17 protein-coding genes and 1 pseudogene are annotated in these 14,235 nt (G+C 65.0%); 5 read left to right on the top strand and 13 right to left on the bottom strand.

From position 1 onward, the window contains the following. Positions 1 to 83 precede the first annotated feature (83 nt). From ACVMDN_RS38740 to ACVMDN_RS38730, 3 genes are all read left to right on the top strand, one after another. Entirely contained in the window at positions 84 to 1,196 is a 1,113-nt protein-coding gene (locus ACVMDN_RS38740; RefSeq protein ID WP_076824568.1) for a helix-turn-helix transcriptional regulator, read from the top strand. 153 nt (positions 1,197 to 1,349) lie between these two features. After that, positions 1,350 to 1,655 (top strand): hypothetical protein, encoded by a 306-nt coding sequence (locus tag ACVMDN_RS38735; RefSeq protein ID WP_076824566.1) that lies wholly within the window; start codon positions 1,350 to 1,352, stop codon positions 1,653 to 1,655. 3 nt (positions 1,656 to 1,658) lie between these two features. Then, positions 1,659 to 2,180 carry a DUF1697 domain-containing protein gene (locus ACVMDN_RS38730; protein ID WP_057015355.1) on the top strand — a complete coding sequence of 174 codons (522 nt, stop codon included), beginning with the start codon at positions 1,659 to 1,661 and terminating at the stop codon, positions 2,178 to 2,180. 139 nt (positions 2,181 to 2,319) lie between these two features. Here ACVMDN_RS38730 and ACVMDN_RS38725 read toward each other — a convergent pair whose 3' ends face one another. The 13 genes and pseudogenes from ACVMDN_RS38725 to ACVMDN_RS38665 all read right to left on the bottom strand — a co-directional run bounded on the left by ACVMDN_RS38725 (position 2,320) and on the right by ACVMDN_RS38665 (position 11,789). Beyond that, the gene (locus ACVMDN_RS38725) at positions 2,320 to 3,543 is read right to left on the bottom strand and encodes a threonine ammonia-lyase (RefSeq protein ID WP_456835837.1); all 1,224 of its coding nucleotides are present in this window, start codon (positions 3,541 to 3,543) and stop codon (positions 2,320 to 2,322) included. Positions 3,544 to 3,859: 316 nt separating this feature from the next. Further along, entirely contained in the window at positions 3,860 to 4,015 is a 156-nt protein-coding gene (locus tag ACVMDN_RS38720) for a response regulator (protein ID WP_307720376.1), read from the bottom strand. A gap of 173 nt (positions 4,016 to 4,188) precedes the next feature. Continuing rightward, positions 4,189 to 4,479 (bottom strand): hypothetical protein, encoded by a 291-nt coding sequence (locus ACVMDN_RS38715; protein ID WP_310885499.1) that lies wholly within the window; start codon positions 4,477 to 4,479, stop codon positions 4,189 to 4,191. Between the two features lie 124 nt (positions 4,480 to 4,603). Further along, a complete protein-coding gene (gene bchE, locus ACVMDN_RS38710; RefSeq protein ID WP_076824562.1) occupies positions 4,604 to 6,130 on the bottom strand; it encodes a magnesium-protoporphyrin IX monomethyl ester anaerobic oxidative cyclase in 1,527 nt (508 codons plus the stop codon). Positions 6,131 to 6,243: 113 nt separating this feature from the next. Next, positions 6,244 to 6,984 carry a di-trans,poly-cis-decaprenylcistransferase gene (locus ACVMDN_RS38705; protein ID WP_057015350.1) on the bottom strand — a complete coding sequence of 247 codons (741 nt, stop codon included), beginning with the start codon at positions 6,982 to 6,984 and terminating at the stop codon, positions 6,244 to 6,246. Between the two features lie 29 nt (positions 6,985 to 7,013). Continuing rightward, positions 7,014 to 7,436 carry a transcriptional regulator gene (locus ACVMDN_RS38700; RefSeq protein WP_057015410.1) on the bottom strand — a complete coding sequence of 141 codons (423 nt, stop codon included), beginning with the start codon at positions 7,434 to 7,436 and terminating at the stop codon, positions 7,014 to 7,016. Continuing rightward, positions 7,423 to 8,040 (bottom strand): hypothetical protein, encoded by a 618-nt coding sequence (locus ACVMDN_RS38695; RefSeq protein WP_057015349.1) that lies wholly within the window; start codon positions 8,038 to 8,040, stop codon positions 7,423 to 7,425. The genes ACVMDN_RS38700 and ACVMDN_RS38695 overlap by 14 nt, the downstream gene beginning before the upstream one ends. A gap of 128 nt (positions 8,041 to 8,168) precedes the next feature. Continuing rightward, positions 8,169 to 8,525, bottom strand: coding sequence for a DUF1428 domain-containing protein (locus ACVMDN_RS38690; protein ID WP_028335567.1), 357 nt, complete (start codon positions 8,523 to 8,525; stop codon positions 8,169 to 8,171). Positions 8,526 to 8,669: 144 nt separating this feature from the next. After that, the gene (locus tag ACVMDN_RS38685) at positions 8,670 to 9,407 is read right to left on the bottom strand and encodes a DUF899 domain-containing protein (RefSeq protein WP_076824560.1); all 738 of its coding nucleotides are present in this window, start codon (positions 9,405 to 9,407) and stop codon (positions 8,670 to 8,672) included. Positions 9,408 to 9,425: 18 nt separating this feature from the next. Beyond that, a pseudogene (locus ACVMDN_RS38680) lies at positions 9,426 to 9,788 on the bottom strand (SRPBCC family protein); the annotation flags it as partial. Then, complete coding sequence (locus ACVMDN_RS38675) at positions 9,773 to 10,228, bottom strand: ArsR/SmtB family transcription factor (RefSeq protein ID WP_076824558.1); 456 nt, start codon at positions 10,226 to 10,228, stop codon at positions 9,773 to 9,775. The gene ACVMDN_RS38675 and the pseudogene ACVMDN_RS38680, both read right to left, overlap by 16 nt. A gap of 130 nt (positions 10,229 to 10,358) precedes the next feature. After that, positions 10,359 to 10,646 (bottom strand): DUF3551 domain-containing protein, encoded by a 288-nt coding sequence (locus ACVMDN_RS38670; protein WP_076824556.1) that lies wholly within the window; start codon positions 10,644 to 10,646, stop codon positions 10,359 to 10,361. Positions 10,647 to 10,817: 171 nt separating this feature from the next. Continuing rightward, positions 10,818 to 11,789, bottom strand: coding sequence for a Bug family tripartite tricarboxylate transporter substrate binding protein (locus ACVMDN_RS38665; RefSeq protein ID WP_057015345.1), 972 nt, complete (start codon positions 11,787 to 11,789; stop codon positions 10,818 to 10,820). A 204-nt stretch (positions 11,790 to 11,993) separates the two neighbouring features. Here ACVMDN_RS38665 and ACVMDN_RS38660 point away from each other — a divergent pair, with 204 nt between their 5' ends. Next, positions 11,994 to 12,413 carry a VOC family protein gene (locus tag ACVMDN_RS38660; RefSeq protein ID WP_057015344.1) on the top strand — a complete coding sequence of 140 codons (420 nt, stop codon included), beginning with the start codon at positions 11,994 to 11,996 and terminating at the stop codon, positions 12,411 to 12,413. Positions 12,414 to 12,621: 208 nt separating this feature from the next. Continuing rightward, entirely contained in the window at positions 12,622 to 14,202 is a 1,581-nt protein-coding gene (locus ACVMDN_RS38655; RefSeq protein ID WP_076824554.1) for an AMP-binding protein, read from the top strand. Positions 14,203 to 14,235: the final 33 nt, after the last annotated feature.

The following is a 14,235-nucleotide window of genomic DNA, read 5'->3' as shown; positions in this document are numbered from 1 at the left end:
TGGCTCGGGCTGAATTGCTTTACGCAATATTTCCGGGGTCGCCGGGTTTATCTATTGGGCAACAACGGTTTTTGGGATGACCGATGGCGAACGACCTGCACGAGCATCTGATTGAACTGGCCTATGAGGCCGCGGTCGTCCCCGAATTGTGGCCGAATGTCCTGCATCAGGTCGGCGCGATCGCGCGTGCGCGCGGTATCGTGCTGTTGACGGCGGCCCCGCACGACGTCCGCTGGGTCGCGTCCCCCGACATGCACGACGACACGGTGGCCTATGTCGAAGGCGGCTGGCACGAGCGCAACGGGCGATTGCCGCGCCTGCTCGCGGCCAACCATGCCGGCTTCCTGCGCGACATCGATGTGTTCGATACGCCCGAGGAGGTGCAGCAGGATTTCCAGATCCGCGAATTCTTCCGCCCGCGCGGGCTCGGATGGGGCGCCGGTACTGCGATCCCGGTGCCGAGCGGCGACGTGCTGATCTACAGCGTCGAGCGCGAATACCAGCACGGGCCGATCGAGCGGGAAGCAATCGAGCAGCTCGACGCGCTGCGGCCGCATCTGGCGCGTGCCGCGCTGCTGTCGGCGCGGCTCGGGATGGAGCGCGCCAGGGCGGCGACCGAATCGCTGGCGATGCTCGGCCTGCCCGCGGCAGTGCTGCGGCGCGGCGGCCGCCTGATGGCAGCCAACACGCTGTTCGACCGCCTGGTGCCCGACGTGATGCAGGATCGCGGCGAGCGCCTGACGCTGGCGGCGACCACTGCCGATGCGCTGTTCGCACAGGCGCTGGTCGCGCTTGATCAGGGACTGATCAGCGTGGAGGTGCGCTCGGTGCCGATCGCGGCGCAGGAGGATCGGCCGCCGCTGATCGTGCATCTGGTCCCGATCCATGGCGCGGCGCGTGACCTGTTCGACCGCGCGGCGGCGATCGTGATCGTGACGCCGGTGGTGCCGGCCGAGGTGCCGACCGCGGAAGTGCTGCAGGGCCTGTTCGACCTGACGCCGGCGGAGGCGCGCGTTGCGCGCGGCATTGGCGAGGGACGCACCGTCGAGGCAATCGCCGGCGCATTCGGCATCTCCCGCGAAACGGTGCGCAACCAGCTCAAGGCGGTGCTGGCCAAGACCGGACTGGGCCGGCAGGTGGAGCTGGCCAGACTGCTCGCCGGCGCGAAGGTGCCGCCGGGGTCGTCAGGAGACTAGCGCACGCCGCGCAAGCCTCGGTGCAGGGGTCGATGCGATCCTCCGGGAATTCGCAAAACGATCGCATGTTCAAACGGTGCCGGTTACGCTAGGGGTAGCGTCCCTCCCTCCGTGCGCCCGCCCGGCGCATGTCCAGTCAATGAGTGCAACTGAATGGCCGAAGCCGACCTCGACGCCGTCATCCGGCAAACCGCAAAAGCGCAGACCAAGGCCGTGATGGCGGCTGCCAAGAAACGCCAGGCCGCCTGGGTCTCTCGCGCCGCCAAGGCCAAGGACAAGGAGACCAAGGCGCGCTTCCGCTTCCTGGCCAAGAGCACGATGCTGAACGCAACCGCGACCGCCAAGCGGTTGCAGAATTCGGCCGAGAACGCCGCGGACGCCTATGCGCGCGCCATGAAGAAGGCGATGGAAGAGCCGCCGCCGGCCAAGAAGCCCGCGAAGAGGAAAACCGACGGCTAGTCGATGCCGCGTTACGTCGCCCTGCTGCGCGCGGTCAATGTCGGCGGCACCGGCAAGCTACCGATGACCGAGTTGAAGGCAATGTGCGTCGACGAGGGATTTGCCGACGCGCAGACCTATATCGCCAGCGGCAATGTCGTGTTCTCCTCGAAGCTCGGCGCGGCCAAGGTCAAGGCCACGCTGGAGCGGCGGCTGCAGGCCTATGCCGGCAAGCCGGTCGGCGTCGCCGTCCGCAGCGCGGACGAGATCGCCGCGGTGCTGAAGGCCAATCCGTTTCCGAAAGCGCCGCCGAACTATACTGTCGCGATCTTCCTCGACGAGCCGCCGCCCAAGGACGCCTTGAAGGGCATCAAGGGCCAGCAGGACGAAGAGGTGCGGCTCGGCAAGCGCGAGATCTATGTCGCCTATGGCAGCGGCATGGGCCGCTCGAAGCTGAAGATCCCCGCCGCCGCCAAGGGCACCGCGCGCAACATCAACACCATCGCGAAGCTCGCCGAGCTGGCGGCGGGTGACAACGAGGGTTAGTTCGCCCATTGAAATCCGTCATCCTGAGGAGCGCGCACTTGCGCGCGTCTCGAAGGATGCACGGCCCGGCTGGTGGCCGATTCATCCTTCGAGGCTCGCTCCGCTCGCGCCTCAGGATGACGGTCAAGCAGTCTGACAGCTAACTCTCCCGCACCGCGAATCCTTCGGCGCTGAGCCTTGCCAGCACCTCCTCCAGATGGGCGCGGTCGCGGGTTTCGATCACGAGCTCGAGCAGCGTCGCCTTCGCCGGAAGATCGGAGAAGGTGCGCTGATGCGAGACCTCGATGATGTTGGCGCCGGCATCGGCAAGCAGGATCGACACCGCCGCGAGCTGTCCGGGCCGGTCGACGATGTCGAGCGCCAGTTGCGTCAGTCGTCCCTCGCGCGCGAGCTCGCGGGTCAGGACCGAGGCAATCAGCCTGGTGTCGATATTGCCGCCGGTCAGCACCAGGCCGACTGAGCTGCCCGCAAAGCGCTTGGGAGCTGCGAGCACCGCCGCGAGACCGGCGGCGCCGGCGCCTTCGACCACCGTCTTTTCGATCGAGATCAGGGTCGCGACCGCGCGCTCGATCTGGTCCTCGCTGACCAGGATGATGTCGTCAACGAGCTCGCGCACGATTTTCGTGGTGATCTGCCCGGGCGCCTTGACCGCAATGCCCTCGGCGAGGGTGTCGCCGCGCATCGGCAGCTGCTCGCCTTTGACCGCATTGTACATTGACGGATAGAGCTGGGCCTGCACGCCGACGACCTGGATCGACGGCTTCAGTGCCTTCGCGGCCGTGGCGATGCCCGAGATCAGCCCGCCGCCGCCGATCGGTACCACCAGGATATCGAGCTCCGGCACCGTCGCGAGCATTTCAAGTCCGATCGTGCCTTGCCCTGCAATGATCAGCGGATCGTCATAGGGATGGATCAGGATCAGGCCCTTCTGCGCAGCATGCGAGCCAACGAACGCGAAGCATTCTTCCAGCGTCTGCCCGGTGATGATGACCTCGGCGCCGTGCCGCCTGGTGTTCTCGATCTTCACCATTGGCGTGCCGATCGGCATCACGATGGTGGCGGGGATGCCGAGCCGCTTGGCGTGATAGGCCACGCCCTGGGCGTGATTGCCGGCCGACATCGCGATCACGCCGCGCTTCCGTTCCGCGGGCGAAAGCGCCTGCAGACGATTCAGCGCGCCGCGCTCCTTGAAGGTCGCTGTGAATTGCAGGTTCTCGAATTTGAGGAACAGGCGGCAGCCGCAGATCTCGCCCAGCGTGCGGCTCTCGTTGCAGGCCGGGACCATGACCGCATCCCGGATCACATCCGCGGCACGGCGTATGTCGGCAAGGGTGATGGCGGCGGTGTCGGAAGGCTGCGGCATCGGGTTTCGCTTTGGTCCGTTTCGTCGGACGGAACCTAGCGGGTTTCGGCGCCGAACACGACCGCGTTAGCGTGCGGCTAACACCCGTTCCTCCGCCCTCGCCGGCCCGGCCGGCTGAACTTCATCGCATTTCGGGCATACCAGCGCGGTGCGGAAATGCTTGTCGAGCACAATGGTTCGCGTCCTGCCGCACTGGCAGCGCATCGGCTTATCCATGGAAAACCGGCCCGGGTTCGAGATGCAAGGAGAGCGTGCGCCTGGCTACCCCGGTCCGGTTAACCCAATATGACTTGCCGCCGGATAATTTGTCGCGCGGCTAAAAGAGACCGGCGCTGAGATCGAGGCCGTAGCCTGCCCTGAGCGCCGCGACGAGCAGGACCGCCAAGGCGAACAGCAGGAGATGCCGGGCGATGCTGCTCCGAAGCGAATTGGCCGGAAACGCGCGTGCGATCGATTGAGCCAAAGCAGTCATTTGCGACCTCCAGAGCCACGTCCCGAAGGTAGGTCGCGTGCAGCGCAGTGAGGTTCAATGCGGCTCGCGGATCGGCCGGCGGCGCGCCAATGTGCTCTGTTCGGGATCACTCGGTGCCCGCACCCGATTCTTGAAGCGGTGACCGACCACGATCAGCCTGCCCTCGGCGCGGATTACGGTATCGGCCGATGGCGCGGACGGCAGATTGTCTTGCGTGACCGCTTCCAGTGCAGCAGGAACTCGCGACCGGCCGATGTGATCTCCCAGCCTTCGACGTCACGGAGCACATAGCCATGGCTAAAGATGTCGAGTTCGGGGACCCGCGACGCCAGACGTTTGATCCGCGCATGCCAATCGTCGCCGCTCGATGAGAGCACGGCGAGATCGTGCTTAAGTGAATTGATTGTGGCTTTGCCGCGGACGTGACTGGCCAATATTTTTAAGATCGCAACCTGTATGCTCAACTCGACGCCTCGACCGCCACGGTTCTTTTTGTTCTGCGCAGCCGACCTGGAAATTATCGCGCTGATGACTGAGGCGTCCAGTCATCAGCGTCAGATATCCAGAACCCGACAAGACGGTATCGACTTACGCCGCGCGTGATGGGCCGACGCGGCGCTCGGGCCGGTGCGACGACATCGATTCCTCCTCCATATCCTGCGGCGCGCCCCAAAATTCCTGCACGGTGGGCCCGTTCTTTAACCTCTTGTCGCGCAGGAAGCCGAGGATTTCGTGCGGCCAGACCCGGCGGCCCATCTGCGTGTACCAGCGCATCGCGTGACGAAGTCCGGCGTCGCGGTGGAGCAGCACGCGGAGCAGCGCCTTCGGGCGGCACTGCAGCACCATCTCGGTGAACTTGAACCAGAGCAGCACGCGCCATGGCGGCATGTGCCGGGTCGCCAGCACCTGATGCTTGTAGTCCCAGAGCCTGCGATCGGTCTGGATGACGCGCCGCTCCGCCGCGAGACGGAAATACGGCGTCCAGCGATGCGGCGTGACGTAGAGCATCTGGATCTGGTCGGGATCACAGGACAACAGCTGCCTGAGACCACGCCAATGATCGCGATCGGTCTCCTCCTCGAAGCCGACCACCCACGTCGCCATCGACAGGATGCCGTGCTGGCGCATCAAACGGATGGCTTCGCGATCGATCGTGGTGGTCGCGCCCTTGCGGATCAGCTCCAGCGTCTTCTCGTCGGTGTTCTCCATGCCGAGCAGGAAGCGCTGCCAGCCCGCCTTCTTGTAGAGATGCAGGATATCGGCGTCGCGCACGATGTCGTCGGCGCGGGTCGAGCCGACCAGGATCAGATCGACATCCTCCGCGATCAGGGCCTCGAGAAAGGCCCGCCACGCCTTCTTCGAGACGGTCGGATTCTCGTCGGCGAAATTGATCACCTTGACGCCGTGCTCGCGATGGAGCCGCGCCAGCTCCTTCGCAAAGCGCACGGGATCGCGGTGCCGCCACCGCGTCCAGAAGCCGCGCTGGCCGCAGTAATTGCACAGATGCGGACAGCCGCGCGAGAACTGCACGACGACGGCGCACAGGCCGCCCCAATAGCTGTAGCGCGCGTGATCGATCAATTCCCAGCCGACGCGATAGGCATCGAGATCACGGATGACAGGCGCAGGCGGCATCACGCGCGGCCCGTAATCGTCGCGAAATGCGATGCCGTTGATGATGCGGAGATCCTCGCCGGCCTCCAGCGCCCGCATCAGACGCCGCGCCGTCTCTTCGCCCTCGCCGCGCACGATCGCGGTGACGTAGCGCTCCTCGCGCAGGATGTCGCGCCAGTGATAGGTCGGAAACACGCCGCCATAGACGATCCGCACACCGGGCACGGCCTTGACGATCGCCTGCGCCACCTCGGCGATGACCGGATGGCCCGACGTCGAGCCGGAATGGCCGAACAGCACCGCATCCGGTGCAAATCTCGATGCCTCCGCCACGATGGCTTGGACCGGCATCGGCCCGAACTCGGCATCGATAAGACCGACGTCGTGGCCGTCATCGATCAGGGGGCCGCCGATCGACAACAGGCCAAGTGGCGGCAGATGGTCGTCGGGGATCCGGCTGCCGATCGCCGGGTGCGGCACGTTGATGAGAAGAATGCGCATGGATGATCGCTCCCGCTTTGGTTGGCGTGATCGTTCGTCCCCGCATCTTGAGAGAGAGAGCCCAACCCCCCGGCCGGGCTTTAGGAAGAGAGCAGTTGGCGCGGCTTGACGCGTTAGAGGTTCGGCACCTCCGCCGGCGCGATCGCGGTCAGTCCGCCGAAGCGGCGCTCGCGGCGATGGAAGGAGCCGAGTGCGTCGGCGAGATCGTCGGCATCGAATTCGGGCCACATCCGCTCGGTGAAATGCAGCTCGGCATAAGCGCCCTCCCAGAGCAGGAAGTCCGACAGCCGCTTCTCGCCCGAGGTGCGGATGATCAGGTCGACGTCGCGCAGCCCGGCCTCGCCGGTAATGAGATCGGAGAACGTCTCGCGGCTGAGCTCGCCGGCGCCGGCCGCGCGCGCGGCGGCGTTCAGGATGGCGTCGCGCGCCGAATAATCGATCGCGATGCGCAGATGCAGCGTGGTGCCGCCGGCGGTCTCGGCCTCGGCGCGCGTGATCGCGGCGGCGATTCCGTCGGGCAGCCGGTCGCGGCGGCCGATCACGGTGAGGCGAACGCCGTTGCGCACGAGCGCAGCGATCTCGTTGGCGAGATAGAAGCGCAGCAGGCCCATCAGTGCCGCGACCTCGGCCTTCGGACGGCGCCAATTATCGCTCGAGAAGGCGTAGAGCGTCAGCGTGCCGACGCCCTGGTCCGGCGCGGCCTCGACGATGCGGCGGATCGCCTCGACGCCGGCCTCGTGTCCGCGCAGCCGTGACAGGCCGCGCCGCGTTGCCCAGCGGCCATTGCCATCCATGATGATGCCGACATGGAGCCTGAAGGCGGCTTCCGGCTTGAGCGCGACGTTACTTTGCATCACAAAGTCTCCGGACAAAATGAGATGGTTCAAACCGGCTGGATACCGAGGCGGCCAGCTGCGCGGTCGTCCTTGCCGGCGGCCTTTTCTGCCGTGCCGGCGGCCCTCTCGGCCGTGCCGGCGGCCTTGGCCGCGTCACGCACCAGCTGCTCGAGCACGGCGAGATAGTCGAGGAAGCGGCGACGACCGCTCTTGGTCAGGCGGCAGGTGGTGTGCGGACGATTGCCTTCATAGCCCTTGATGACGTCGACGAGACCGGCCTCCTGCAGCACCTGGAGGTGCCGGCTGAGGTTGCCGTCGGTCAGGCCGCAGAGCTGCTTGAGATCGGCAAAGGCGAGCCCCTTCGGATGCGCCATCAGCGAGGTCAGCAGGCCGAGCCGCGCCTTCTCGTGGATGACGCGGTCGAGGCCGTCATAGGCGAACGGCGCGGTGGTCAGGTCAGTCTTCGGCATCATGGCCTCCGGAAGCGAAATAGAGCAGCGCTGCGAGCAGCAACTGGCCGATCGCGAATGGCAGTCCCATGGTCCAGGGCGACAGCGCGTGGCTCTGGCTTGCGATCAAGAGCACCGTGAAGCCCGACAGGAAATACCAGGCGCCGCCGAGCGCGATCGTGCGCGGCAGCAGGCGGACCGAAGCGAACACGCCGAGGCTGACCAGCACCTGCCACAGGCCGGGCAGCATCCACAACGTCTCGGGCGCGAACTTCCATTGCAGGATCGCGAGCAGCACGCCGGCGATCGCCGCGGGAACGAACTGCTCGATCGCCTGCTGGACCATCGCGTCCGCAAGGCCGGAATGATGCCGCCGCGAGCGCGCCTGCATCTCGATCCAGATCAGCACGGCGGAGACCAACGCGGCCGCCGCCCAGCCTGCGAGGAACGCGATCGGATGAGCGGTGGGATCGGCGAGCCAGAGATATTGCGCAAGCGCCGTGACCAGCGCGATGCCGCTCGTGGCGGCGACGGTTGCCGGACCGTAGCCGCGGAACGCCGTTCCGGCCGCAATCTGGCTGCGGATGGCGAGGATATCGGCCAACGCCTTGTCGAGGTCACGCATGATTCGCCCGAACTTTGTATTGCAAAGTATACGGGATCACCAAGTAAACGCAAGCGGCATCGCGCGGCTTGCCGAGCGTGATATTTAACAGCCGGTTACTGCGCGGATTGCGGCGAAACCGTGCCGCGTCAGACCTTCACCAGGCTGGCGAAGCCGCCATAGATCATCCGCTTGCCGTCGAACGGCACGTCACCCATGCTCATCGATGCCAGGCGCGGATCGGCCATCACCTTGGCGTTGATCCGGTCGCGCTGGGCGCGCGACTTGTAGGTGATCCAGGCAAACACGACGGTTTCGCCGGCCTTCAGTTTCACGCTCTGCGGAAACGAGGTCAGCTTGCCCGGCTTGACGTCGTCGGCGACCCATTCGCGATAATCCAACGCGCCATACTCGCGCCAGACCTTGCCGGCCTTCTTCGAGAGTTGCGCATAGGCTTTGAGTTTCTTCTTCGGCACGGCGACGATGAATCCATCGACGTAAGGCATTGGGCGGTTTCCTGCTGTTTGGGCTCCCTCTCATTGCGAGCGCCAGCGAAGCAATCCATCTCTCCAAACGCTGAAGATGGATTGCTTCGTCGCTTCCACGCAAAATTGCCCTGCAATTTTGTCGCGAGCCCCTCGCAATGACGATCAGCTGTGACAGCAGGATGCCTGAACCGGCGCCGGTTGGTACTGGTCACGTAGCCGCACCCAATCCATCGGATAGGGCAATCCTTCCTCGTGGCGGCCGAGTGGCGTCAGGTCGAGATAGTGATAGGCGGCATTCATCATGTCGAGGCCGCGCGCGAAGGTCGAGTAAGTGTGGAACACGCTCCCTGTCTCATCGCGGAAGAACACGCTGATGCCGGGCAGTTCGGGACCATAGAGCGGCGTCGTTCCATAATTGTATTTCGCGTTCCCCGCATCGATCTGCGCTTGCGTGAACGACACGCCGTAATCGTAGTTGAAGTCGCTCTCTCCCGAGGAGACCCAGTCGAAGGTCCAGCCCATCCGCGCCTTGAATGCGTCGAGCTTGACGAGCGGCGCCCGCGAGATCGCGATCATCGTGGTGTCGCGCGCGGCGAGATGCGGAACCATGCGCTCGAAACCGTCGGCCCAGAACGAGCAGTTCTTGCACGCCGCGTCCCACTCCGGCGCGAACATCACATGCTGCACCACGAGTTGCGGCCTGCCCATGAAGAGATCGCCGAGCGTCATTTTGCCGCCCGGCCCGTCGAACACATAGTCCTTGTCGACCTTGACCCAGGGCAGTTCGCGGCGCTGCCGGCTGAGCGCTTCGCGGGCCTGGGTCAGTTCCTTCTCACCGGCCATCAGCGCCTTGCGGGCTGCGATCCATTCTTCACGCGAGACGATCATGTGCTGTTGCATGGGATGCTCCTTTGCAGGTCAGGCGTCGACGAAGCTTTCCAGATTGCCGAGGAATGCGGTCCAGCCGCGCTGGTGGTTGTCGCGGGCGGTCTCATCGACGAACTGCGCGTGATGGAAGGTGAGCAACGTACCGCCGGCATCGGGCTTGATCGATATCGTTACCTCGGATTCGCGTTCGGGCGTCGAATGCCAGGCCCAGCTGAACACCAGCTTCTCGTTCGGCACCACCTCACGATAGACGCCGCCGACCTCGTGATATTCGCCGTTGGTGCCGATGAATCCGATGCGATAGCGTCCGCCGACGCGGACATCGAGCTCCGCACGCGTCGTGGCCGGCTTGACCCCACCCGGTCCGAACCACTGCGCTAGATTTTCCGGCTCGGTCCACGCGGCGTAGACTTTTTCCGGCCGCGCGCGGAGGCGTCGCGTGAGGGTGAGGCTTGGGCGCGCGGCGAGGCCGGCGTCGGCGGCGACTGCGGATTGGTTTGCCATGGTTCTTCCTCCACAAAGGCGGCAAGGCGATCGAGATTGTCGGACCAGAATTGCGCATAGCGATTGAGCCAGTTCATCGCCTGCTCCATCGGCCGTGCGGTGAGCCGGCACGCCACCGTGCGGCCGGTCTTTTCGCGCGCGACGAGACCCGCATCGGTGAGCACGTCGAGATGCTTCATGATCGCCGGCAGCGACATCGCGAATGGCTGCGCCAGCTCGCTCACCGACAGGCTTTCCTGGTCGCCGAGCCGCGCCAGCAGCGCGCGACGGGTGGGATCGGAAAGCGCCGCAAAGGTGCGGTCCAGCGTCTCATCCTGATACTTAACCATGTGGTTTAGTATAGGCGCAAACGGCGTGACGTCAAGTGCGCGGCTTCACGATCACGTCAGCATGGACCCGACGCGAGGGACGAACGTCAGGAACAGTGGCGACAGACTGCCTTGCGGTGATGCCGCAACGCTAGTCGGGATAAACGGTCCGGTGCCGACGCTGATAGCGGCCCGGTGGTGGCGGCGGCGGTTCGCTGAACAGGAAGCGCGGATTCTCGCCGCAATAGAGATAGCGGCCGGACACGCTCGCGAGGCATTGCTGGTAGGTCCGGTAAGCGCATTCGCCGGGATAACCCAGGCTCGGGCCCTGCGCGCACCATGGGTAGTCATAAGGATCGGCGGAAGCGGGCGTGATACTCGCCGCGCCTGCGAGCGTCATCGTTCCCAGAACAAGCATTGCCAATCCCGATGCGCGCATGATCCGGCTCCTCGGACGCCGCAGTTAGCCAGGTGCGGCATCTTTGATAAGGTTCCTGAAGGTCATTTTATTCCGCGTCAAGGCCGACGAAACCGGCTTCGGCCAGGGACCGGCTGTACCACGCGGGCCACGTTTGTCCCGCGCGATCCAGCATCGCGCCTCTTGCGAGGCCTACTCGACCTTGAGGCCGGCGAACTCGACCACCTTCTTCCACTTGTCGGTTTCGGCCTTGATGTCGTTGCCGAAGGCTTCCGGCGTCTGGATCAGCGGATCGCCGCCGAGCTCGACCAGGCGCTTCTTCATGTCGGGTTCGGCGAGTACGGCGTTGATCTCGGTGTTGAGCCTGGCGATAACTTCCTTCGGCATGTTCTTCGGCGCGCCCATGCCGAACAGCGCGCTCGCCTCGTAGCCCTTTACGGTTTCGGCAACCGACGGAACATCGGGCAGTTGCGAGGATCGCTCCGTTGACGTCACAGCCAGCGCGCGCAGCGCGCCGGAGCGGATGTGCTGGATGATCGAGGGCATGTTGTCGAAGATCACCTGCACCTGGCCGCCGAGCATGTCGGTGATCGCGGGCGCGGCGCCGCGATACGGCACATGCTGCATCTTGCAGCCGGTCATCGCCATGAACATCTCGCCGGAGAGATGCACCGAGGTGCCGTTGCCGGAAGAGGCCATGTTCACCTTGCCGGGATTGGCCTTCACATATTCGATGAACTCGGCGACGGTCTTGGCCGGTACGTCCTTGTTGACGGTCATCACGTTCGGCACGCGATTGAAGGAAGCAACCGGCGCGACGTCGCGCACGAAGTTGAACTTCAGATTGGCGTAAAGCGAGGCATTGATGTAATTGGCCGGATTGACCAGCAGCACGGTGTAGCCGTCCGGCTCGGCGTTGATCGCTGCCTCGGTGCCGATATTGTTGCCGGCGCCCGGCTTGTTCTCGATCACGAATTGCTGCCCGAGCCTCTCCGACAGCCGCTGCCCGACCAGGCGCGCGATGATGTCGGTGGCGCCGCCCGGCGGATAACCCACGATCCAGCGCACCGGCCGCGCCGGATAGTCGGCAGCGGAAGCGCGGCCGATCGCGAATGTCGAAATCCCCGACCCGATCAGGCCCAGCGCGGTACGGCGTGAAATCATGAAGTTTCTCCCAATCCAGCAGGGTTTGGCGCCCTGCCCGTTTCTGTTGCGTTGCGTGCGGCGCGGTTTTAACAAACAATGCCTGAAGCGACCAGTGCGACACGTGCGCCGCCGACCGCGACGAAAGACTAAGCTTCGGCTCTGATCGCACCAGAACCGGCGACCACATCGCTCGAAAGCACTCTGGACCGAAGAGGATCGATCATGTCCGTCAAGGTGAATGGGCTCGACCATCTCGTGATCAACGTCACCGATGTCGTGCGCTCGGTTGCCTGGTACAGCAGGATCCTCGGCATGGAGGTGAAGGTGTTCGACCCGGGCAAGGGCAAGACACCGCGCACCTCGCTGGTGTTCGGCAACCAGAAGATCAATGTGCGGCCGCGCGATGCCGACAAGGTGGACTGGTTCACCGCCGATCACGAGGCGGCCGGCAGCGACGATCTCTGCTTCCTCACTTCGAGCACGCCCGAGGAAGTGGTCGCACATCTGAAGGCCAATGGCGTCAGAATCGAGGAAGGCCCGGTGGCCAAGCAGGGCGCGCGCGGCACGCTGCGCTCGGTCTATTGCCGCGACCCCGACGGCAGCCTGATCGAGATCTCGTCGTACGAGAAGAACGCGACGTAGCTTTCGTTCGTCCTTGCGAACCGGCGCGGCGTGCGAATGCGCGCCCGATGACGGATGCCGCGAATAAATCGATCTCTTCCGTGCGGCGGAACAGATTGCTTCAGCGCAAAACCGCTTTGCAGATCCCGATTTGCTCTCGGCGCACGCCGATGGCAGAACTGCTCCAACCAAGATCAATGGCGGCCGGCAAGGCCGCGCGGGAGGACATATGAGCAATTCAAAAGCAGTGCCGGGCGTCGTGGGACCGTTTGCGGGGCTCGACGTGCCTTGGCTGCTGCGGATGCGCGCCGAAGTGCGCCGCGACCATCCATTCCTGATCTGGGCGCCGTTCGACACGGCGGCACGGCGCTGGAGCTACGGCGAATTCCATGAGCGCGTCGGCGCGCTGGCTGCGGGCCTTGCGAAGCGCGGCATCCGGCAGGGCGACTATGTCCTGATCCATCTCGACAATTGCGTCGAAGCGATCATGTCGTGGTTCGCCTGCGTCGAGCTCGGCGCCATCGCCGTCACCACCAACACCCGCTCGGCCGCCGCCGAGATCGAATATTTTGCCGGCCATTGCGGCGCGGTCGCCGCGATCACCCAGCCGGCCTATGCCGAGCTGATATCAGCCAACTGCAAGGGCCTGCGCTGGATCGCGGTGACCTCGCACGACGCCGGGCAAGCGCCGGCACAAACGCCCGCGCACGGCGACAGTTTTGACGCGCTGTTTGCCGACAGCGCCGACCGGCCGCGTCGCCCAACCGATCCGCTCGCCCCCTGCAGTGTACAATACACCTCCGGCACCACGTCGCGGCCGAAGGCGGTGCTGTGGACCCACGCCAACGCGCTGTGGGGCGCCAAGATCAACGCCGCGCATCAGGATCTGCACGCCTTTGACGTGCACCAGACCTATCTGCCGCTGTTTCACACCAACGCGCTGGCCTATTCGATGCTGGCGAGCCTGTGGGTCGGGGGCACCTGCGTGATCCAGCCACGCTTCTCGGCGAGCCGCTTCTGGCCGGTGGCGCTCGAGCATGGCTCGACCTGGACCTCGACGATCCCGTTCTGCATGAAGGCGCTGCTGGAGCACGAGGTGCCGAAGAAGCACAAATTCCGGCTCTGGGGCACTGCCGTGAACGAGCCGCCGGCATTCGCGATGTTCGGCATCAAGATCATCGGCTGGTGGGGCATGACCGAGACCATCACCCACGGCATCATCGGCGAGGTCGATCAGCCCAACACGCCGATGTCGATCGGCCGCGCCGCGCCGGAATACGAAATCCGCATCGTCAATGACGACGGCGCGCCGACCGGCGTCGGCGAGACCGGCAACCTCCTGATCAAGGGCATCCCGGGCCTGTCGCTGTTCGCCGAATATCTGCACAACGAAAAGGCCACGCGGGAAAGCTTCGACGAGCTCGGCTACTTCATCACCGGCGACCGCGTCACGATGCTGGAGCGCGGCTACGTCAAGTTCGGCGACCGCTCCAAGGACATGCTGAAGGTCGGCGGCGAGAATGTCGCGGCCTCCGAGATCGAACAGGTGATCGCGGTGGTGCCGGGCGTACGCGAAGCCGCCGTGGTGGCGAAGAAGCATCCGATGCTGGACGAGGTGCCGGTCGTCTTCATCATCCCGCAGGCCGGCGTCGCCAAGCTGCCCGTCGACCTCCACGACAACGTCATGGCCGCTTGTCGCGCAGGCCTCGCCGACTTCAAGTTGCCGCGCGAAATCCGTTTCGTCGACGAGATGCCGCGGTCGACGCTGGAGAAGGTCGCGAAGGCGGAGCTCAGGAAGATGGTGGAGTGAGGCGGACTTGATCGCGTCATTCCGGGGCGATGC

This window comes from Bradyrhizobium sp. USDA 4510 (assembly GCF_054059095.1).
Note: the sequence above shows the minus strand (reverse complement) of the source record. Positions and strands in the feature narration are given on the sequence as shown.

What these genes read in the sequence shown, in the direction of transcription:
- ACVMDN_RS38740 (WP_076824568.1), top strand. Translation starts at nt 84, where the DNA reads ATGGCGAACGACCTGCACGAGCATCTGATTGAACTGGCCTATGAGGCC.
- ACVMDN_RS38735 (WP_076824566.1), top strand. Translation starts at nt 1,350, where the DNA reads ATGGCCGAAGCCGACCTCGACGCCGTCATCCGGCAAACCGCAAAAGCG.
- ACVMDN_RS38730 (WP_057015355.1), top strand. Translation starts at nt 1,659, where the DNA reads ATGCCGCGTTACGTCGCCCTGCTGCGCGCGGTCAATGTCGGCGGCACC.
- ACVMDN_RS38725 (WP_456835837.1), bottom strand. Translation starts at nt 3,543, where the DNA reads ATGCCGCAGCCTTCCGACACCGCCGCCATCACCCTTGCCGACATACGC.
- ACVMDN_RS38720 (WP_307720376.1), bottom strand. Translation starts at nt 4,015, where the DNA reads ATGACTGCTTTGGCTCAATCGATCGCACGCGCGTTTCCGGCCAATTCG.
- bchE (WP_076824562.1), bottom strand. Translation starts at nt 6,130, where the DNA reads ATGCGCATTCTTCTCATCAACGTGCCGCACCCGGCGATCGGCAGCCGG.
- ACVMDN_RS38705 (WP_057015350.1), bottom strand. Translation starts at nt 6,984, where the DNA reads ATGCAAAGTAACGTCGCGCTCAAGCCGGAAGCCGCCTTCAGGCTCCAT.
- ACVMDN_RS38700 (WP_057015410.1), bottom strand. Translation starts at nt 7,436, where the DNA reads ATGCCGAAGACTGACCTGACCACCGCGCCGTTCGCCTATGACGGCCTC.
- ACVMDN_RS38695 (WP_057015349.1), bottom strand. Translation starts at nt 8,040, where the DNA reads ATGCGTGACCTCGACAAGGCGTTGGCCGATATCCTCGCCATCCGCAGC.
- ACVMDN_RS38690 (WP_028335567.1), bottom strand. Translation starts at nt 8,525, where the DNA reads ATGCCTTACGTCGATGGATTCATCGTCGCCGTGCCGAAGAAGAAACTC.
- ACVMDN_RS38685 (WP_076824560.1), bottom strand. Translation starts at nt 9,407, where the DNA reads ATGCAACAGCACATGATCGTCTCGCGTGAAGAATGGATCGCAGCCCGC.
- ACVMDN_RS38675 (WP_076824558.1), bottom strand. Translation starts at nt 10,228, where the DNA reads ATGGTTAAGTATCAGGATGAGACGCTGGACCGCACCTTTGCGGCGCTT.
- ACVMDN_RS38670 (WP_076824556.1), bottom strand. Translation starts at nt 10,646, where the DNA reads ATGCGCGCATCGGGATTGGCAATGCTTGTTCTGGGAACGATGACGCTC.
- ACVMDN_RS38665 (WP_057015345.1), bottom strand. Translation starts at nt 11,789, where the DNA reads ATGATTTCACGCCGTACCGCGCTGGGCCTGATCGGGTCGGGGATTTCG.
- ACVMDN_RS38660 (WP_057015344.1), top strand. Translation starts at nt 11,994, where the DNA reads ATGTCCGTCAAGGTGAATGGGCTCGACCATCTCGTGATCAACGTCACC.
- ACVMDN_RS38655 (WP_076824554.1), top strand. Translation starts at nt 12,622, where the DNA reads ATGAGCAATTCAAAAGCAGTGCCGGGCGTCGTGGGACCGTTTGCGGGG.